This window comes from Amycolatopsis sp. cmx-4-61 (assembly GCF_046548775.1).
In the GTDB taxonomy this organism is placed as follows: Bacteria; Actinomycetota; Actinomycetes; order Mycobacteriales; family Pseudonocardiaceae; genus Amycolatopsis.
Map to the genome: position 1 here is coordinate 115,057 of NZ_JAEBEI010000022.1, position 20,070 is coordinate 135,126.

At 67.6% G+C, this 20,070-nt stretch carries 15 protein-coding genes and 1 pseudogene; 7 read left to right on the forward strand and 9 right to left on the reverse strand.

Features of this window, described 5'->3' with window-relative positions:
- Positions 1 to 33: 33 nt before the first annotated feature.
- Together ACLJOU_RS39900 and ACLJOU_RS39905 are read right to left on the reverse strand one after the other, a co-directional pair.
- Positions 34 to 2,523, reverse strand: a complete 2,490-nt coding sequence (locus ACLJOU_RS39900; protein WP_410574464.1) for a hypothetical protein — start codon at positions 2,521 to 2,523, stop codon at positions 34 to 36.
- Between the two features lie 785 nt (positions 2,524 to 3,308).
- Positions 3,309 to 3,590 carry a hypothetical protein gene (locus ACLJOU_RS39905; protein ID WP_410574465.1) on the reverse strand — a complete coding sequence of 94 codons (282 nt, stop codon included), beginning with the start codon at positions 3,588 to 3,590 and terminating at the stop codon, positions 3,309 to 3,311.
- 403 nt (positions 3,591 to 3,993) lie between these two features.
- Here ACLJOU_RS39905 and ACLJOU_RS39910 point away from each other — a divergent pair, with 403 nt between their 5' ends.
- The 5 genes and pseudogenes from ACLJOU_RS39910 to ACLJOU_RS39930 all read left to right on the forward strand — a co-directional run bounded on the left by ACLJOU_RS39910 (position 3,994) and on the right by ACLJOU_RS39930 (position 9,499).
- Complete coding sequence (locus ACLJOU_RS39910) at positions 3,994 to 4,242, forward strand: hypothetical protein (RefSeq protein ID WP_410574466.1); 249 nt, start codon at positions 3,994 to 3,996, stop codon at positions 4,240 to 4,242.
- Positions 4,243 to 5,084: 842 nt separating this feature from the next.
- The gene (locus ACLJOU_RS39915; protein ID WP_410574467.1) at positions 5,085 to 5,714 is read left to right on the forward strand and encodes a response regulator transcription factor; all 630 of its coding nucleotides are present in this window, start codon (positions 5,085 to 5,087) and stop codon (positions 5,712 to 5,714) included.
- Between the two features lie 81 nt (positions 5,715 to 5,795).
- Entirely contained in the window at positions 5,796 to 8,642 is a 2,847-nt protein-coding gene (locus ACLJOU_RS39920; RefSeq protein WP_410574468.1) for a LuxR C-terminal-related transcriptional regulator, read from the forward strand.
- A gap of 312 nt (positions 8,643 to 8,954) precedes the next feature.
- Positions 8,955 to 9,179, forward strand: a pseudogene (locus ACLJOU_RS39925) (cold-shock protein); the annotation flags it as partial.
- A gap of 80 nt (positions 9,180 to 9,259) precedes the next feature.
- Positions 9,260 to 9,499: a cold-shock protein gene (locus tag ACLJOU_RS39930; RefSeq protein ID WP_410574469.1), complete on the forward strand. Its 240-nt coding sequence runs from the start codon at positions 9,260 to 9,262 to the stop codon at positions 9,497 to 9,499.
- A gap of 126 nt (positions 9,500 to 9,625) precedes the next feature.
- Here the strand turns inward: ACLJOU_RS39930 and ACLJOU_RS39935 are convergent, their stop codons facing one another.
- The 6 genes from ACLJOU_RS39935 to ACLJOU_RS39960 form a co-directional block, all read right to left on the reverse strand.
- Positions 9,626 to 10,816 carry an alpha/beta hydrolase gene (locus tag ACLJOU_RS39935; RefSeq protein WP_410574470.1) on the reverse strand — a complete coding sequence of 397 codons (1,191 nt, stop codon included), beginning with the start codon at positions 10,814 to 10,816 and terminating at the stop codon, positions 9,626 to 9,628.
- A 72-nt stretch (positions 10,817 to 10,888) separates the two neighbouring features.
- Entirely contained in the window at positions 10,889 to 11,665 is a 777-nt protein-coding gene (locus ACLJOU_RS39940; protein WP_410574471.1) for a cytochrome c biogenesis CcdA family protein, read from the reverse strand.
- Complete coding sequence (locus ACLJOU_RS39945; RefSeq protein ID WP_410574472.1) at positions 11,662 to 12,114, reverse strand: TlpA family protein disulfide reductase; 453 nt, start codon at positions 12,112 to 12,114, stop codon at positions 11,662 to 11,664. The genes ACLJOU_RS39940 and ACLJOU_RS39945 overlap by 4 nt, the downstream gene beginning before the upstream one ends.
- 143 nt (positions 12,115 to 12,257) lie before the next feature.
- Positions 12,258 to 12,794, reverse strand: coding sequence for a hypothetical protein (locus ACLJOU_RS39950; protein WP_410574473.1), 537 nt, complete (start codon positions 12,792 to 12,794; stop codon positions 12,258 to 12,260).
- Positions 12,791 to 13,504 (reverse strand): thioredoxin family protein, encoded by a 714-nt coding sequence (locus ACLJOU_RS39955; RefSeq protein ID WP_410574474.1) that lies wholly within the window; start codon positions 13,502 to 13,504, stop codon positions 12,791 to 12,793. The genes ACLJOU_RS39950 and ACLJOU_RS39955 overlap by 4 nt, the downstream gene beginning before the upstream one ends.
- Positions 13,505 to 14,298: 794 nt before the next feature.
- On the reverse strand, positions 14,299 to 15,888 hold the full coding sequence (locus ACLJOU_RS39960; RefSeq protein WP_410574475.1) for a hypothetical protein: 1,590 nt from the start codon (positions 15,886 to 15,888) through the stop codon (positions 14,299 to 14,301).
- Between the two features lie 1,508 nt (positions 15,889 to 17,396).
- On the opposite strand from ACLJOU_RS39960, the gene ACLJOU_RS39965 reads away from it, so the two are divergent.
- Entirely contained in the window at positions 17,397 to 19,040 is a 1,644-nt protein-coding gene (locus tag ACLJOU_RS39965) for a hypothetical protein (RefSeq protein WP_410574476.1), read from the forward strand.
- Here ACLJOU_RS39965 and ACLJOU_RS39970 read toward each other — a convergent pair.
- Positions 19,003 to 19,206, reverse strand: a complete 204-nt coding sequence (locus ACLJOU_RS39970) for a hypothetical protein (RefSeq protein ID WP_410574477.1) — start codon at positions 19,204 to 19,206, stop codon at positions 19,003 to 19,005. The genes ACLJOU_RS39965 and ACLJOU_RS39970 overlap by 38 nt on opposite strands.
- A gap of 154 nt (positions 19,207 to 19,360) precedes the next feature.
- Here ACLJOU_RS39970 and ACLJOU_RS39975 point away from each other — a divergent pair, with 154 nt between their 5' ends.
- Positions 19,361 to 19,840: a hypothetical protein gene (locus tag ACLJOU_RS39975; RefSeq protein ID WP_410574478.1), complete on the forward strand. Its 480-nt coding sequence runs from the start codon at positions 19,361 to 19,363 to the stop codon at positions 19,838 to 19,840.
- Positions 19,841 to 20,070: the final 230 nt, after the last annotated feature.

Genomic DNA, 20,070 nt, shown 5'->3' on the forward strand with positions numbered 1-20,070 from the left:
AGGCAGCCTCGGGCCGAAGACCGTCGAAACGAGCTACCGCGGTGCCGTGATGTATTCGACGATGTCCTGGGCTCCGCCACTCTGCAGGGCGGCGAGAAGTTGCTGTTGTTCAGTCACGCGGAGCGCGGAGTAGAGGTTGACGATCGCCTCGCGGGGAACGGCCTGCCGGAGCTCGGGCCCCAGGCGGGTCAGGATATTGGCGGCCGACTGCCAGGTGAGCTCGGCGAGAACGGCGTCCAGCAGTTGCGGCTTGACGTTGGTGAGCGATACGACGAAATCGTCGTTCTCGAATTGCGGACCCTGCAGCTTGGCCAGGATGCGCCGCGCGATGTCAGTAGGCATCGCCAGCAACGCCTCCCTCACCTCGTCCGGGGTCAAGGCCTCCAGGGCTCGTGCGGCGTTGATCGCGCGCCCGCCGCTCGTCGCAACGACGAGCGCGTCCATGAGCCTGTCGCGAAGGAGGGAGCCGGGTGCGCTGAAGACCAGCTTGACGTGGCCGGGGGTCAGGTGAGGCACTGCGACGACCATCGTCGCCGGGCTGAAGACCCTGGCCAGCAGATCGTGGTCGGCTCGGTGCTGGTCGAGCAGCCAATCGACCAGGCGGCCCGTACACTGCGGGTTTGCCTCGATCACCTGTGTGGCGGCGTCTGCGAGAAACTCGGCATCGGCGGCGGTGAAGAGGTCGAGGATCGGTTGCCGGCGGTGGAACAAAGCGTCCGCAAGGACGGCTCCGGCGAGTTCGGGTGTGAGGTCGATGACGAGGGCGAGCGCGAGGTCGATGTCGTCGGCGTTCGCGAACGCGGTGATCAGGTGCGCATAGATGCGAGGCGTGGCGGCCAGCCCCTGCAGCACCGGCGGGGCGAGGATGCCGATGTCCGAGGCGTAGAGCCGACGGACGAGACGGCCGTCGGGGCTGTGGTTGGTCAACGCGGTGAGGATCTGGACCGCGAGGTCGTGGTCGGTCGTGGCGATCGCAGCAAGGGCCGAGGTCGCGTCATCGTCGTGTTCGGTCATCCACGCGCACAGGTCGCGCGCGGCGCGGGGAGCGGCGGCGAAGGCGTGGGCCAGCAGTGGCCGGGAGCGGGCCGGTTCATTGCGCTGCACCTCGACCAGCATCGCCGCCCCGCCGGCCGGGGCCTGGGCGGAGATGCTGACGAACAGCAGTGCCGCGGCGTCAGGCCCGACCTCGTCCAGAAACACGGCGAGCCGACGCCATTGGGCGGTCTGCGCCAAGGTCCTCCCTACCGCGGCCAACGAGTCCGGTGTCAGCGTGGACATCAGGTGGGCGAATGCGGCCGGCGCGGTGGCCTTGAGTCCGGGAAGCAGCCGGACGATCGCGCGGGGCGTCCAATTCGCCGAGGTGAACGCCGTGGCGGCCTGCTGGGGCGGGATACGAGCCAGGATCGTCGTGACCGCGTCCGTCCGGCGGTCCGCCAGCAGCGCCGCCATGGTCGGGGCCATTGCCGCCGGCTCGGCCTCGGTGGCGGCCGTCACCGCCGCGGCCATCTGCGGTGTCGTGTCGAGCGGTTCGCCGAGCATGCCTGCCAGCCGCTGCGGTTGGGTGGCGAAGGTGAGCACCACCGCTGCCGCCACCGCCCGGGCTTCCGGGTCGAAGGTGAGGACCTCCCGGACCAGCGACTCCGGCGGAGCTCCCGCGGCCGCCGCCGAGATCAGCGCCTGGGCGGACCACTCGGGTCGGGACCGTCCCGCGAGCAGCAACGCCCGAACCGCGACACCCGGCGCGTGGTTCCACATCGCCAGCCACAGCGCGCACAACGTCGGATGTGGCAGACCGGAAGCCAGAACCGTCAAGATGGCCGTGGACTTGCGGAGGTCAGGCACGGAAGCCAGCACGGCCCCGACCAACTCGGTCGCCCCCGTGTCGTCGGTCAACCACGTCGTCAAGGCGGCGCCGACATCCTCGGCCGCAGCGGTCTTGGCCGCCGCTACCAGGACCTCCACCGCCCTGGGGTGTCCGCGCAGCCCCGACTTGCCCAGCACCAGCGCCAACCCCGGTGGGAGGTCGGCCATCGAAGCGAGCACCTGGCCCGCTGCCGGGTAGGCGTCCACCACCAGCACGATCAGCCTTCCGATGCGCGAGGCGGCCACCGGATCCGCGGCGGCCCAGCGCGCCAGTCCCGGCCATACCGCCGGGAAGTTGGCCACTACCCGCACCCCCGTCCCGTCGGGGTCGCCGGTGACCGCTACGCGAGCCAGATCCGGCTGGGACGTCCACAGAGCGCCGATCACCAACGCAACCACGTCCGGACTCAGCACCCCCTGCCGGGTCAGCGTCCACAACTCCGGCCACACCGCCTCGGCCGGCCACTCGGCCTTCCGCAACAGCGCCGCCAGCAGCTCCGGGTCGCTCGCCCCCGCCGGGCTCACGCGGAGGAACTCCGTCAAGCTCCCGTACTCCACCACCTCGTTGACGGGCTCGCCTCCGGGCAAGAGGTGCAGCCCGCTTTCATCTTCGTAGACCTCCTGCTCGTACGATTCCAGACTGCGTTTGGGACCGGTCAATGCTCTCTCCTGAATTCGGGTGAATCGACGAGGCCGCGTCAGGAGCCATCGCTGATCGCGTCTTGTCGAAGATTCGGTTTGCGCGACATACACGCGGTGCCTGGCACGCCAAACCATCGATGGTGGTTGCTGCCGCTTTCCGGCGCGGCTCGCCCCATCAGCGCCCGGTTCCGGACGACGGGTCGCACGCGCTCGCCGAGAGATCGCCGGTTCACCGTGCGCCAATGCACGGCCTCCCGGAATACCCGTCGACTCCAAGTCGCGTGGTACGGCCACCACCTGTCGCGGTACCTGGAAATTCCCTGGCGCTTCCGTTACGTACCGTACTCGGACTGTCATCGATAGAAAGGTCCGATGAGGCAGTCGATGGTGCACATCCGGTCGGGTGGGCGCGTGCCCTGATCCAGGAGCGGAGTCGTGTCGCCGGTGAAAGCGGTGGGCAGCGGCGAGCCGTCCGGCCACGTCTTCGAATCGGTCGGCTGTAGCGTTCTCCGAGACGGTGCCGGCACCACTGTGGCCAGTCCGGCCGATCGGCGTCGACCGGGGACGCTACTCGCTTGGGCACGCGGGTCGGGGTGCCGACGTCGTGCTTCTGGCAGTTGTGTGTGGATGTCCCCCAAAGCGGGTCAGCACGGTGTCGGCGGCCGCGGTGCCCGGGGACGGTGACGGTCTGCCCGCCGAGCGCAGCCACGCGGACCAACGCCGACGCGTGAACGCCGAAGCCAAGGTAACGCTCGACCTCACGACGTAGTGCGGGCGAAGTGGACGATCCGAGTCGGGTCGCGTCAAGGTCGCCGGTTTCGGGTGGCCGGGTCGCGGTCCGCTGAGCCGGCGTCCAGCTCTTCACGCAAGATGGTGTCGAGACGGTCGTTGGCGCGCCGCAACGCGGCTGCCGCACCGGTGACGGCCACGAGCGCGACGATCACCGCGCTGACCCAGAATCCGACGGTCGCAGACTGTGACCAGGCCAGAAGCAACGCATCGGCGACGGCGATCGTCGCCGGAACGGCCGCGAGACGAGCGAGCGTACTCGCCGGAAGTTCATACCATAAGCGAAATAGGCGCATCGGCAACCACCTTCGATCGAACGCGGTGCACTCGGTCCAAGCTTCCAGCCAAGCGCCCGTCCGCAAGCGGCCGTTACGATTAGTTACCGTATTGCGTCTTGGCCGGTAGCGTTACCGTGACGTCCGACGCGGCCCGGTGCTTGGAACGTGACCGTCGGACACCCAGCGCGACCGATGGGGTGCACCGGCACGTGGCGGCGGACGATCTCGTCGAACAGCGGGGGCCGCTCGGGCTCGGCTCGGCGGGCCTGCCACGGGGCTGCAGTGTCGGTCATCCATCCCAGCGTCGGTATTCACGGGGATGTGCGCCGGTCATGGGAGTTTTCGCGTGGGTGAGGTGCGGTAACGCCCGCGCCGGCGGCCACGACTGATCAGCAACAATCTTCGACGAAAGTGTCACAGGATGAGCACATCACCGCAGCGTGGGGTCAGCCTGCGTGCATCGTACCGCAGTGTTGTGCTCGACACCGCGCCTGGTCACCGCAGTGTTCTGCGGTATCCGGGCCTCGCTCTGGCCCGTCACATCGCCGGCGCTGTGACGGAGGAATTGTGGCTTCCGATGGGGGACGAGCCCACCGAGGCCGACGACGAGGCGTTGATCGATGCGCTGCGCGAGGCGCTGCTGTGGAGCGGGACTGCGCACAGCCGCTGAGACGGGGTCGCTGACCGCACAAGGACGTTGAACCCACGCCGGCTCCCGGCGTCGGAACGATACTCGCTCGGCAGCCGACGATCTTGCGGGAGAACAGGTCGACGGCGGACGCGACGTGAACGGGGTCCGCCCTCAAGGGAAGTCCGCAAGCCATAACCAGTTCCGCACACCGCCCGCGCACCGTCCTTGTCCGAGATGGTAGTGCGGACGGTCTTCCTGCGGGCGACGCCGGTCAGGCTCGGTCGGCGGCGCATCAGCCGCTCCACCGGACATCGATAGGTGAACGGGAGCGACCTTTCCCTTGCCAAGAAAGCCGCCGACGCCGGCGAAATCTTATTCGGCCGACGCAACTCCCCGCGTCCGGCCACGTCGCCCTGGCGCACCCACTTGCGTGGCCTCTCGCTGGACACACGTCACCTTCGCCGCGACCGAGACGATCGCCTCCCACCGCGAGCCATCCTGCCGACGTGCTCAAACACCGATGCGACAGCAAGTTTCCGCAGCTCGAGCGAGGACTCCGGCCGGCCCCATGATCTACATCTTCACTCACCCGAGAGGCCTCCGTCAAACCCGGGGCGGTTCAGCCAGATGTTCTCTCGCTGGTGTACGGGGAAAATTTACTGTCCGTTGGCCGTGATCGCGATGATCCGTCTGAGCAACACGATGGTGGGACGTCAAGCCGAGCCGGGCACCCACAAGGCCGCACCATGGCGGTCATTCGATCGCAGCGTGTGACCGGCCTTGCAACCCTAGGGTGCGACTAGGGGCCTTCCCTAGGTCTGGGCGGCCAGCCGATAGCGCACCCTGTGTTCGTAGTGTGAAGCATCAGCAAGGAGACCGGCATGAACGTTCCCATCCCCGTCCTCGTCCACGCGTCCGACCCGGTCACCCGCTTCGGTATCACCGCGCAACTCAGTCGCTCGAACCACCTCACATTGGTTCTGAACGACCAGGTCGACGGCGAGTCGGTCACGATTCTGGCGGTGGACGCAGTCGATGACGAAACCATGGAGCACGCGCGGCGCTACGCGGCCTGCGGCTGTCACCGATTCATCCTGGTCACCCCGCGGGAACCCGACGAGGAACAGTTGCGCGCGACGTTGGAACTCGGTCTCGGTGGAATCCTGGATCGCCGCACCGCCACGCCCGAACGACTCGAGCAGGTCATCCTGAAGACTGCGCAGGGTGAATCGGAACTGCCGTCGGACCTGCTGGTACGCGTGTTCCGGCACCCTCAGAAGGCGTCCTCCCACTCACTGGCTCTCCGCCTCGGGAGGTCGATCGGGCTGACCCCGCGCGAGTCACAGGTGCTACGGCTGGTCGCCGATGGTTTGGACACGGAGGAGATCGCCGTCGAACTGTCGTATTCTTCGCGGACCGTGAAGAACATCGTGCACGCTGTGACCACGCGATATTGCCTGCGCAATCGGTCGCACGCGGTTGCCTACGCCCTGCGGGAAGGGCTCATTTGACCGGCAATCGATCGGTACATCCAGGACGCCGGGTTGCCGGTGACGCAACCCGGCGACGGTCGTGAGGATTCCGGTGAGCTAATGTCCGAGGCGAGCCCCGAATGCAGTCAGGACAGCAGACCGCCGGCCCCGCCGGCCGTCGCTGGGCGCGAGCACGTCGGTTCGGTCATCGCCGGTTGCGCTGCGCGCTCGGCCGAGGGCCGCGCGGGGTTCGTGTTCGTCGAAGGCGAAACAGGCTCCGGCAAGACGACCGTGACCCGGCAGGCGATCGAGCCTCTCGACGGTTACACGGTGGTGTGGTGTGACGCGCGGCGTGACGACGGCGGCCGGCGGCTTGCGCTGGCCGGAGACCTGCGCTCGGAACTGCGCGGAGCCGACGGGCGCCATCGCAGGACCGGGGACCACAACCTCGGAGCGGCTCACCTCACCGACGAGCTCGTCGCGCTGATCGACGAAGCGCAGGAACGACGGCCGGTCGTCGTCGTGCTGGATGACGTGCAATGGGCTGACCACGGCTCGCTCGAGGTTGTGGGCAACGCCCTGCGACGGCTGGCCGACGCACGCCTGCTGACCGTCGTGATCGGGTCGTCGCACCGGTCGGTTGCGATCGCCGGCCCGCCGCCGTTGCCCGGATGGCAGCAATTCCGAGCCGATCTCGGGGCGTTCGGCGTGCCGGTGCGCACCACGCGGCTCCTTCCGCTGAGCGGCGAGCAGCTCTTCGGGTTGGCGCGGCACTTGCGCGGGGCGGATCCCGACCGGGCCCTCCTCGACCAGTTGGTGCGGTACTCCCACGGCAACATGCGCCTCGCGCGCATGATCATCGACGGCGCCGACACAGCCAGGCGCACAGGTGCGAACGCGGTCCCGCTGCCACTGCTCGCGGCCACCAGACGCCTCCTGCAACCACTCCCGCCCGCCGCGCGCCACCTCCTGGAGGTCGTGTCGGTTCTCGGCGGCCGGTCCACGGTCACGCTGGCCACCCAGGTCGCCAAGGTCGACGACCACGTCGAGGCGCTGTCGCTGTTGCTGGAGCAGGAGTTGCTCACCTGGTCTCCCGCCGACGAGCCGGTCACCGTGGCCGTCCACGACCCGCTGCTCAAGGCGGCGGTCTACCAGTCGCTCACGCCGCGGCAGAGGCAGGCACTGCACACGGCGGCCGGCGATTGGGTGCGTAGCGAAGAGCGCTGGACACACCGGGCCGCGGCGGCCGTGGGCGTCGACCCCGAACTGGCCGACGAGCTGGAGCGCGAGGCGATGCTCGCTCTGGCCGAGGACGGCTTCGGCTACGCGATCAAGTGCCTGCGCTTCGCGGGCGACCTCAGCGCCGACAAAGCCGAGCACGATCGGCGCCTGCTCAGCGCCGCGATCCTCGACATGTGGTGGAATGGCGACGGCGAAGAGTACCGGGCGCTCGTCTCCGCGGCCATGCCGTCGGCCTACCGAAGCTTCGCGGAGGGGCTTGTGCTGGCCGGTCGCCCCGATCAGCTCGCGGAGGCCGCCGCGGCCGTCGAGAATTGCCTGGACTGGCCCGGGGGCCTGGCCAGGTTCCCGCAGCGCCTGTCATTGCTGCCCACGAGTGTCCTCGCGCAGATCCACATCATTCGGAGCGAAGCCCGGGACGCCGTGCGCTATGCGCGGGTGGTCCTCGATGACGCCCAGCACACCCACCCCGTGATCGTGGTGCGCGCCATCCGGGTGCTGCTGCTCGCGACGTTCTTCCTGCACGGCCCCCAGGACGCGCTGACGATGGCCGACGCGCTGGAGGACGGGGTCATCGCCGGGCTGCCGATCGAGAACCACACCAGCCTGTTCGACTTCGAGCGGTCCCTGTTCCTCCTGCTCAGTGGTCACATCGCCGAGGCGGCGACGCTGGCCGCCTCCGCGATCGAGGTGTCCAACCACCTCACCAACGACTCGGCGCATCGTGTCGCGCTCATCGTGCTCATGGAATGCCAACGGCTTCAGGGCCACTGGCAGACGGCCACCGAGACCGCCGACGTCGCCCTGGGCGCTTCCGAATACCCGCTTCCGCCGACCGCGATGGCGGCGGCGCACGTGCTGGCGATCGTGCTCGCCACCGAGACCGGCAACTGGGCCAGGGTCGAGCACCTGGCGGCCAAGCTCAAGCGGATCAGGGTCGAAAGCGAGGATCACCGCCGGTTCTACCTCGCCGTCGCCCGAGCCGCGGTGGCGGGCGCGAAAGGGGCGTACCACGACGTGGTGACGACTCTGGACGACGTGCGCCCGATGCTCGACCGCCGGATGAACGTCGACATCGCCATGGCGTACGAGGGCCTGTGGCGCCCGCTGATGGTGGAGGGCTTGATTGAAAGCGGGGACGTCGAACGCGCGCGGGGTGAACTCGCGAAACTGGCCGTGCTCGCCGAACAGATGCCCTACCTGCAGATGACGATGCTGTGGTTGACCGGGCGGCTCGCCGAATGCGCGGGGGATCGCACGGAGGCGAGGAAATGCCTCGAGCGCGCCGTGTCGCTGCCACCACAGCACGACGAGGTGCCGATGAGCCGGGCCCGCGCCGAACTCGCCTATGGCCGGATGCTCCTCGATTCCCGCCAGAGCACGAAGGCCGCCCTCTGGCTCGAGAGCGCACGCAAGAAGTTCGAAGGGCTTCACGCGATGCCTTTCGTCACGCGATGTGAGCGGCTCCTCGGCGCCACCAACACCGACGCGGACATGGTCCTGGAACAGCTGACCGAACGCGAGCGGGCCGTCGTCGATCTCGTCGCGACGGGCCACACGAACGCCGAGGTGGCGGCGAAGCTCTTCGTCAGTGAAAAGACGGTCGAATACCACCTGAGCAACGTCTTCACCAAACTCGGTATCACTTCGCGAAGGCAGTTGCGCCGGGTCGCCCTGGCGGACTACGCGACCACCGACAAGGAGCTCAGACCCGGATCGAGCGGTTGACCTAACGAAGTGACGCCGCCCAGGACCGCCAAGCGCACCTCCCGATCGTCGCAAGTGACCACGTCGAACACAGCCGCATTACCCGAAGGGGCGTGCTGGTACCCGATCGGGACGACGGCCGGCGAGCCGTCGCGCCATGGGAACTCGAAATCGAATCGCATGGCAGGCAAGATCCCAGGCAGCCGGGTGTTCGACGAGTCGCCCGTAATTCTGACCGAGGTGCCTCAAAGGCTGTCCCGGCGGACTGCCCCACGGAGTTCCGGGCACCGTAGCGTGAATCCTGCAGTTGCCGACGACGCATGTGGAGCGATGATGGCCAGCACCGAGAAGCACAAGGTAATTTCAGAGGAAAGTGGGACCGTCAAGTGGTTCAACGCCGAGAAGGGTTTTGGCTTCATCGCCCGCGGAGGGGGCAAGCCGGACGTTTTCGTCCACTATTCGGCCATTGACGGGAGTGGATTTCGGACGCTCGAGGAGGGCCAGGAGGTCACGTTCGTCGTGACCTCCGGCCCGAAGGGCCCGCAGGCCGACCGCGTCCGCCTCTCCAAGCACACCGACCCCGGCACCCGACACCAGGCTTTCCGGGCCCTGGGCGCGGAATGAGTGAGGAGCCGACCGTGGACGAGACGGACCCGGAGATCCAGCGGCTGCTGGAGCTGTACGCGCGAGACATCGAGGCGCTGGGGGGACCGCCTCCCGAGCGTCGCTCCCTCGTGGCCGGCCAGCGGGTGGAGTTCGAGATCGTGCAAGGTCCTCCCGGACCGCGCGCGGTCCGGGTTGTGCCGCTGCCGGAGAAAGTGAAGGACGAGGCCGAGCAGGCGCCGCTCGACGCGCAGGAAGCCGACCACGCGACCTGAGCCGGTCGTCGGGCTCCTCGCGCGGAGGGCGTCCGCGCGCAGGGGATCCGTTGGGCGGTCGGTGCAATCCGAGGATGCACCGGCCGCCCAGCGGTGTGCGGCGAAGCGGCGCATCGCGGCGGGGCGTCAGGGCCGGGACCGCACCGCCTCGCCGGCCGACCGGCGGGGCCTGGGTGTCGTGAGCCGGTGACGTCGGCACTCGTCCAGGCGCCGCAGGAGCCATGTGACGATCGTGGGGGTGTATTCGATCCACGTCGTCTTCCCATACCGGCTCGATTCGTACAGCAGCAGGTCGGCAGGCCACCCCACGTCCATCAGCAGGACGTCGTCCGAACCAAGCACGAACTCGGTATGGCCCCCCGCCAGGGCGAGGATCCGCTTCGGCCGACCGGACAAGAGCAGATTTCCGCTCGATCCCGCCAGCAGGGAGAGTTCAGCGAGCCTGCGCTGCAGGCCCAGAACGTCTTCGGGGGGTACGCGGAGCGCCGAGGACACGGCATCCCGGGCCGGCGGGGAAAGTGCGGCGAGCTTGTCGGGAGCGAACGCGTGATGCAACGGGGCGTTGATGGTGACGGCCGCGGCCACGTGAGGGACGCCGGCGGCCAGCCGTAACGACCAGTGTGCGCCGAAGGACACCCCGACCACGCCGATCGCGCTGGTGTCCAGATGATGCGCGCTCGGCCCGTCCTCGATCTGCCTCAGCAACGCCTCGTACGCGGTTTCGGCTCCGGGGCGCGCCGCCACGGTCGACTCACCGGTGCCGGGCGAGTCGACGGCGAGAGTGGCCGCTCCGGCGGCGTGGAAGGCGTCGGCGAGATGGGCGAGCTCGACATCGGCCTTGTACGTCTCGGCTGAGCCGATCAGCACGATCAGGGGCGCGCGACCGTTCGCCTGCGCGGGCAGGCGCAGGTGGCCGACCACCTCCCCGTCACCGTGCCGGGCGCCGACGACGCGCAGCGCCGGATTTTCCAGCGATGCGGCCGATCGCACCATGTCGAGCGAGCGCAGGTACGCCTCGCGCGCCGCGGCCGACTGCGGAACCGGGAACCTCGCGAGGAAGAACCAGAAAGCGGCGTCGCGGTACGCCCGCCGCGCGGCGGCTCTGTCGCCTTCCGCGCGACGGGCGGCGGCTTCGGTGACCGAGCGGGCCGCCCGGGCCGAGAAGTGGCTGACCCACACCTCCGTGCCGGCCGGCGCCGCCACGGACGCGAACTCCCGTCCGAGCGCCCTCGCGTCCACGCCTGCAGCGATCCACAGATGCGCGCGTGTCGCGAGGATGGCACGAGGTTCACAGCCGAGCGCCCCCTCGTGGGGCATGGACGGTCCTCCTGTGCTAGTGGCACGCCGATGTGACACCGTTCTGGCGGAGCAATGCTGGGTACGCTGGTGTCAGAAGGGAGTGCCGAATCCACTGGTGCGTACTTGCAACTCGTAGACGAGGCTCGACCACGCTCCCGTGGCCAGGAGCAATCCCACGACCACGAGCAGACCGCCGCCGATGCGGACGACCCAGGCGTAGTGTCGCTTCACCCAGCCGAAGGCGGTCACGGCCCGCTGAAACGCGAGCGAAGCGAGAACGAAGGGAGTGCCCAACCCGATGCAGTAGACGAGCATCAGCAGTGCGCCGCGGCTGGCACCCGCCTGGCTCCACGCCAGCGCCTGCACGCTGGCGAGCGTCGGCCCCACGCAGGGCGTCCAGCCGACTCCGAAGACGACGCCGAGCAGCGGTGCGCCGGCCAGACCGAGCCGCGGCCGGTGGTGGAACCGGAACTCGCGCTGGGTCAACCGGGGCATCACGCCGAAGAAGGCGAGTCCCATGAGGACGGTCAGGATACCGGCGACGACTTCGATGAGCCGCTGGTGGTTCAGCAGGTGGCGACCGAGATACCCGAACAGCGCGCCTCCGGAGATGAACACTGCGCTGAATCCCGCGACGAACAACAGGGTTCCGAGGAGGACGCGCAGTCGGGTCCGATCGCCCGCGCTCTCCAGCTCGGCGATCGACGAACTGGAGACGTACCCCAGGTAGCCGGGCACAAGCGGCAGAACACACGGGGAGAAGAACGACACCAGTCCCGCGAGCAGGGCGACCGGCACGGCGAGCAGCAAGCTGCCGCTCTGGACCACTTCGTCCGTGGGCGCAGTGGCAATCCATGTCGTGGTCACGGCTGTTCCGCCACCACCGGGTCGAGCGCCGAGCGCAACTCCGCATCGGTCACCGGCCGCAACAGCCGGACCGCGATGCGGCCGGCGCGGTCGATCAGCAGGGTCGCGGGCAGCGTCTGTGGGTTGAGCGTGCCCGGCGGGAAGGCGCGCACGAGGCCGCCCTCGGGGTCGAAGATACTCGGGAAGGTGACGCCGTGCTCGCGGACGAACCGCTTGGAGACGTCGACGTCGAGGTCGTGGGTGTCCAGGCCGATGAACGTGACACCCTCCGCCTCGGTTTCCCGGTGGACCCGCTCGAGGTCGTCGGCCTCCTCGCGGCACGGGACGCACCAGGAACCCCACACCGACAGCACGACCACCCGGCCGCGCGACTCGGCCAGGTCGATCCGCTCCTGGTTCAGGCCGGTTCCGACGATCGTGGGCAGCGGAGTGCGTTCCTCAGGGGGCACTGACTCCGACGTGGTGGGTTTCGGGTGGGATGATGTGCAGGCTGTGGCTGTGATCGCGACGACGAAAAGTGCGAGCAGCCGTCCGAGCCTGGATCGGGAACGGGCGGTCATGGGGCAGGGACTCCGGGTGGATCGGCGAGAGGTCAGGACGTGATGATGGCGTCGTCCGTCACGACGAATCCGACGGGTCTCTTCTCGACCGGGAGGTTGCAGCCGGCGTTCTCACTGCATGCCGCGTACGTGAAGCGGGCGACGGCGCCGCCGGTTTCCGTCGCGCGGACGGGCACGGTCAGGGTCACCGGTCCGTCCGGGTAGACCGGCACGGGCTGTTCCGACTCCGGCAGCCGGGCCTGACGGACCTGCGCCGACGCGCTGGGCCGCCCCGTCGCGGTCAAGGCGCCCCCGAGGTCGATCTTCGTCGGCCGGCCGACGCCGTCGACTCCCTGGTCGGGCAGGTCGACGCTGTAGAGGTGGAAGCCCGCGTCCTGCGGGGTGAACCTGGCGATGAGAACGCCCGCTCCATCGTGGAGCCGCACCCCGATCTCCACGGCAACGCCGTTCTCCGTGAAGGCGGCGGTGACGGTCCTCTCCTCGGCCGGCCGGGTGAAGGTCCAGGCGACGGCGCCGACCACGAGCGCGAGGACGCCGCCGAGGACCAGCACGACCGGAAGCCGGCTCACGCTGCCCACTTCCGGAGGAAGTCGCCGAGCCCCGCCTCGGTGGTCTCCGGGAGGCCGACCTTCGCGGTGTCGACGAGCACCCCGCCGTCGGGACCGAGCACGATCAGCACCGGCAGCCGATAGCTACCCTCGTTGCTGAGTTCGCGCAGCATGTCCATGTTCGCGCCGATCTCGATCTTCACCACCTCGTAGGAGGACGACAGGGTCTTGGAGATCGAGGCCGTGCCGAACAACCCGTCGATCCGCTTGCACACGCCGCACCAGTTGGCGCCGAAGTCCAGCAGCACCTTCTTCCCGCTCGCGACGGCGCGTTGCTTGGCCACGGCGACGGCCGCGCGGGAATCGGCGCCGGCGTCGTAACCGGCCAGACTCGGGCCCGCGCTGGGTGGAGGGGGCTGCGCCTTCTTCGCTTTGCTCGCCGGCTGGACGGGCCGCGCGGCGGGGGTCGTCGCGTGAGTGGTCGTCGGGGTGGCGGTCGTCGAGGACGGCCCTGCGGGGGTGGTCGCCACGGTGCTCGGTGTGGCGGTCACCGAACCGGTGTCGAACAGGCTCAAGCGGTTCGGGCTCTCGCTCTGGTCCTCATGGCTGCCGGGCGACGCGAGCGCCACGCCGCAGATCACCGCGCCGGCGGTGGCGCCGACGAACAGCGGAAGCAGACGCGCCGGAGTCCGTGACTTCTGCGGCGCGACATGGCGAGCGGATCGGAACATTGGATTCCCTCGGTGCGGAGTTGTCGGAATACATCGTTCCCGATTCTCGGGACCGCTCGGGAGCCTAGACAGCGGCACCACGCATAGTCCACCTCACCCATACTGATCAATAGTAATTTATTGGGTCGTTAAGGGGCAGCTAAGGTTCGCCGTCCACGAAATCGGTGATATCTTCGCCTGCCGCGCGAGTCCGCTGCACACCTTGGAGGATAGGGCCCAGCGGGGCCACAGCCGATGCGTTTCCGCACTCGGACGACGCCCGAGGGGCAACCGGATGAGCTTAAAAGTGACCTGGCCAGGTTGGCGGCCGTATCGTCGGCGCGAATAGCGGCGATTTCCACGCGCTCCACCGGCCCGCAAAGACACGGTCCTCGCCTGTCGGCGCCGGTCACAGGGCGGAACCCGGACGCACGCGAGGGAAGGCCGGCCGGGTCGGCGCTGATCGATCGGTCAGCAGCACTCTGACGCAGGGTGCCCGAGTGATTACCGGCTGACCAGATGTCCGCAACGCTGATCATGGTCCACTGCCGGTCGAGGAGCTTGCCGATGTGCCGCCGAAGGTGGCGTCCTCATCGAGCACGAGTACGAGCCTGTCCGCGCGTAATCGATGGGACCACCGGGTTCGACGCTTGACGGGCGGCGGCGGTTCGCACGGTCGCCACCGCGGGGAACCGGTGGTCTGGAACGGCGCGATCGACTCATGGTTCCTGACCTGCGAGCTTCCGGTCGGACGTCCCGGGGTCGAATCCGATGGAGGTGGGCGCCCGGCTCTCCCGGATCCGATCAGTGAGGGTTCACAGGTCGACGATGGTTCCCTTCCATCCGGCTTTCTTCAGGGCCTCCCGAACAGCCTTGCCGCCGTCGGTCTTGAGGATGGTTCTCCCGAGGCGAGTCGTCTTGCGCACGTTGCCGACATGCACGGTAGGGCCCGCGGCTGGGCCGTGGACAGCCTGAGCGAAATCGCGGACGGCCGTCAAGGGCCGCCTGTTCAACGCGGCGGAGCCCAGCAACACCAGGTCGCCGAAGGCGGCGAAGACGATTTCATTCCCGGCAGCGAGGCCTGCGACGGCATCGACGTTGCCCGCGGTGAAGGTTTCGGGGGAGACCCGCCAGTCGAGCGTCCAGTCGATGGTGGGTTGATAGCGGAGGAAGTTCTCTGTGTGCCGGGCGGTCAAGTCCACGTTCAACTCGAGCTTGAACCTGATCCCGGCCGCCGGGTCGCGGGTCTTCATGAAGGTTCCTGGCTCCCCGTGACAGAAGGCGACAATCCCCTCTATGAGGGGGGACAGACCGAGGTTCCCCGCACGGTCCGCTTTTTCCAGGTCGGACACGACGATGTGCCTGACCGGAACTTGTCCCCGACCCCAGGAGCCCCGCACCTCGACCAGGTCGAGCATGAGGTTTTTCGCGACGTGCAGTTTCGCTTTTTCCAGGGCGTTCTTGCGCTCTGATTTTCGGGCATCGATCATGCTCTGTGTTATCCGGACAAAATTCCGGGTATCATTGCCGTCTTTGCTGCGCAATTCTCCGATTTTCGGCGTTGCGTCACGGGCATCCACCCATTCGAACTTTTTGTACAGCTGCGTGTACGTCGCGTTGAAGCGCCTGAGGTGCAGTTCGTCGTACATCTCCTGCGTGATGAGCTCGTACGCCCCGTCCGCGCCCAGCCGAACGTCCTTGAGGATGCGCGGTTTCGCGGTTCCGGAGCCGAATTCGGGAGTACGGTATTTTGTCATGTAATAGTCGTAGTAGCGACGAATATCTTCCGTATCCGAAGGCTGCCCCTCGTCGGCGGCACCTCTCTGGGAATTGGTCAACTCCTGCCGGTAGCTTGCGAGCGTGACCGGCGTGATCAGCTCCTGCTGGTCTTCCGTGAGTTGCCTGAAGTCGACGCCTATCCGCGGCTCGGAGACGCTTCCGTCCACCTGGCGCCACGCGGTGTCGGCATAAAGGTAGACAGGTCCGCCTTTTTTCCAAGTGAAGCGGCGCTGCGGTGGACCACCGCCGACTGCGGAGTTCTGCGCTCCCGGCGCGGGCTGCAGGACTTGCCACTCAGCGGGAAACCGGTCATTCGCGGCGTACAAGCTGCCATCGAGCTCTCGATGCACAAAGCATTCCACGCCGCCGAACCGGCCAGGCTTCGAGGAGAGCGCCCACTGGAGGCGCTTCAACTCTGGGGAATTGTCGGGTATGACGGCGGTGCCGTCCCTCAGTTCGGCAAGCTCCTTGATGAGCGCTTCGAACTGGTCGGCGCATTTCGCCGCGGCGAAGAACGCGGACATCTTCGCATAGGTGTTTTCTCTCAGGACTTCAGTCCAGCCGTCCCGGTTATCCTGTACGGAGCTGAGCACAATCTCGTACTCGTTCCAGTTCACATTCAGCATGAGCACTCCAACAGCCACCATGGAACCCCCCCGAGGCGTGGCGGGTGTCCCCAGCGTCGACTGACTGGACGCGAAAGACAATGAATCCTGCCCCAAGGGGTAGGCGCTCGTCCCGATCGCTCATCCGAAGGAGCAGCCGCACCGCGGCGGGTCGCGAGGATGCCGAACTTCTGGTACCCGGTCACTCAGCGGTTGCCACGGGCAAAGCAGACCTTGGATGTAGTCGACTTCTCGCTCCGGCGGTGCTCGTCGGCCGCAAGCCCGGACGTCTTGAACCGCGGCTCATGGACGATCGGTCGTGAGTCCGCGCAACCGCCCCCGGCCAACGGTCAGTTCCTCCCGGCTCATGTGCGCCTGGTTGCCGGTTCACCAACCGCACGCACCGGTCCACGAACCCGCGGACTCGAAACCGGTGGCGTCGCGTGGCGAGCGACCGGCCGGGCGGAAGTTGTTCGCCGACTGCCTGAACGACGCCGGACTCACGGACGCCCGGGTCGAGATCACCCGGCATGGGTGCGGTCGGGACGTCCACGACGTCAGTCCCGTGCGCGACGGTCGACTGATCGACGACACGAGGCCCCAGCCGCGTAACCGCACGGTCCCGCGCCGGCGGGTGTCGTCGTGACGGCAACGCCGGCCCGGCACCACACCGGTGAGTACGGGAGTGGACGTTCCGGGACCTGAACTGCCCTCGCTGTACAGGGTCGCCCCGGTCAAGTCGGACGGAAACCAGGTCATTCGCGCCGAAAGACATCGCCGCCGTACTCGTCGACGCGACGACGACGGGGACGCAGACGGCAGGGACTCAGGGACTTCTCCCTGACAAGTCCCTGGGCAAAAGTCCATTCTCTGACCAGGGAAACACGCTCAGGGACCCCCGGCGCCCACCGCTGGCCAAACCCCGAACCTGGCCGAAACCCGGGTGGTTCCGCGATGGCCGAAGGTCCCTCCCCGCCTCCCCGCCTCCCCGCCTCCCCGGCGACCGGGTGAGGGTACGCGGAGAGGTGATGGCCCTCACAGCTTCTCGGCGCCCCGCTGAGGCGGTGTCTGCGCCCCGGTGCGATCATCCCACCCCGCCACGCCGACCCTTGCCGTCGACGACCCACTCGCGCCAAGGAAGAGCAGCACGCATCGTGCGGGCCACGCTGGCCCGCCGGAACGGACGCCTCCATGGCCACCACCCGCCCGAGGCGGCGACAAGGACAGAGTGACCTGAACACGAGAGAACCCCGGCAACCAGGGTTGCCGGGGTTCTCTCGTTCGGACGGGACGTCAGTCTTGCAGAAATCTTGGGCAGACCCGGTCGTGGGCGCTCGCCTGAAGCCGCTGATCAATCGCTCGCTCACAGCACGAACAAGCCCACTGCGGTCCGGCGACCCCGCTTCGGGCGTCCGTGCCGGCCGGGTAGAAGCTCGAGGAGGTTCGCCGGTGCAGTCTTAAAGGCAATGCCGGGTCCGGCCGCGCCGGTGGCTCTTGTGGCAGGTGCGGCACCGTTGCACGATCGGGTTATGACCAGCGCAGAGAACTTCTACCGTGACTACCCGTGGTTCGCGGAACTGCAGAGGGAAATCCACAAAGTGTACGGCAACACGTCGTTACCCTCCGAACGCGACATGGTGACTCGCATCGACACCGAGCTGATGCTGCTGGAAACTATCGCCGATCCCAGAGCGGCGTTTGCCGAGTGGGCCAGCAGAAACGCATTCACGAACCTCGATCAGGCAAAGATCTACCTCTACGGCTTGTTGATGACCGCCGAGCCTCCGGCGCCGGCCGCCGAGCCTCCGGCACCGGCCGCGGGGACCACCGAGCCGGGGGCAGTGGACCTGCTCCGCGTCAGGGACCACCTGTACAACACGATTGACCGGATGCCCCGCGAGGGTCAGGTCGCCACCGCCGCGGCGAGCCTGGTGGCGACCGGACTGACCAACGCCGCCCACGCGCACAACGTGCTGGCGGCGCTCGCCACGGCGACCGGCACCGTCGACCCCGACGGGCTGCTCGACGCCCTGAGGGACCTACGCCGACAGGCGCTACACCAGCAGCAGGTCCAGGCCGCGCCACCACCACAACCCCACGCTGATGCCCAAACCCGAACAGAAGTCACCACCCCCCGCACCGTCCCGGCCAACACCACCACCGCAATCCCCGACACCTGGCTCGAAGCCGCCGCCGCCGCCGTGCTCACCCCCAAAGGACCGGTCGACGTCCTCAGTTCCGGGGTCCTCGACGCGGTCCTGGCCGAGATCACCGCACTCGGTGGCGGCGCGGTCACCACTACCGACATCGCCGACGCCCTGAAATCATGGGCACACCGCAACCTCAACCTGGACAACCCCACAACCGCCGGCGCCATCCACGAACTATACCGGCGCAGCCGGCCACTCCCGCAATCCCAGCCACTTGCACCAACCCGCAAACGCACCCGCGAAGATGACGACCACCCATCCGAATTCCAGGGGCAACACGCCATCGAAAACGTCTTCGACTCGATCGACCAACCCGCCACCGCCACCGCCACGCGAACCGCCACCAAAACGCATCCCATTCTCACCCCGCAACAAGTGAGTGACCGAGAGCACCAGATCACCAAAATTACCAGCGCATGGAGGCTTATCAACGCGATCAGCCAAGGCTCGACACCGCTCCCGCGGACCGCCGCGGAAGCCGCGAAGCGCTACCAATTCGAAGAATCCACTGTGATGCAAATAATGTCGAAACTTGGCAAGCCGCTCGGACTTCCAAGGGGAAACCCGATTGAGAGGATCGCGGTCGTGTATGAAATGGCGACATCCGGGCAGCTCAAGATTCCCCAAGATTTCCGGTCGCTCCTGCCTGGGCGCAAGTCGATGAACCGCCCCTCGGCAACACAATGGGCGCTCGGACATCCTGACGTCCAAGTTGACATAACAGAACTTGGGAATACGCTGAAGCCATTCGAGCTGCAACTAGTGCGGATCCTTCATAATGAGACGGACGTCAGCAGGCTGCCGAAAGACCCCGAGGATGCCGCGCGCTACTTCCGGATGGACGCGATTACGACAAGTCAAACCATGCATGAGTTAGCGAAACGGATTGGACACGACATCAATACCCTCGACTTCGCCGACCAAATCACGGCCATGTGGATGGTGCTCCACCCACACGGATAATGCGTCTTCCATCCTGATTCGGATGGACCAGTTTCTTGAACTCGACCGGTGCTTCCGGCTCGTATTGATAGCGAGCCACCTGCTCGTCCCGCCCTGCCACCGCCTCGTGCACCAGGTCGACGCCGGCCAAGGTGCGCTCGCAAAGGTCGTCCACCCATCTCGCCACGGCGCACTCCTTCCTCGTGCCGTAACCGGCTTCCTCCGGATGAATGATCCGTGCGACTCGCTCGCCGAACTCCTTGAGAAGCCCGGCGACGGCGCCGTGGCAAGCATTTCACGGATATGTGCAACACCAAGGCGAACAGTCGACCTGGAAGCTCATGGCACTCACGGTGTGCCATTCCGTCGTGCATCACGATCCCGACGCGGCCCGAGCGGCACTGGCCGTGCTGAAGACACAGACGCCCGAGATCTACCGGTGGGTGCTCGAAAGCAGCCGCAAGACCGTGGTGGCGACACCCCAGGAAGTACTCAGCAGGTTCGAGGCCGGGCAGAACCTCGACGGGGAGCAGGTCACGGCCTCGCTCGGCGGTCTCCGGGAGCGCGCCGACGCGGCATATTGGCTGGTGGAGAACGCGGTCGGCACCGAGACGTTGGAGTTGGCGGAGTGGTCGCTGCTGAACGGTCCGGACGACCCCCTCTTGACCGCACACCGCAGGCATTCCTCGGCCATGCCGACGCCTTCCGCGGCCGCCGGTACGGCACGATCGCCATGTCGTCATACCCACCGGGACGTGCGAGCTTGCTGCGTCCGGATCGGGCATCAGCTTGCGCGAGAGCGCAACGGCCGCCGCGGGTGATGCCGTCCTGGATGGGACCGGTCACGACGTTCGACCAGACCGTCGGTGTACGGCAGGAGTGTCGTGCCCGGCGCCCACGGGAGGCGACGGCCACGGCAGGTGTCCTAGTGCCTCGGCAAGGAACGTTGACGTGGTAACCGTGTCGCGTGGACATCCGAGCTGGTGATCGCGAGGCTGGCCGGTGGAGGTGAGCCATGGCGCGCCAGCCGGAGGTGTTCGCGCGGTCGTTG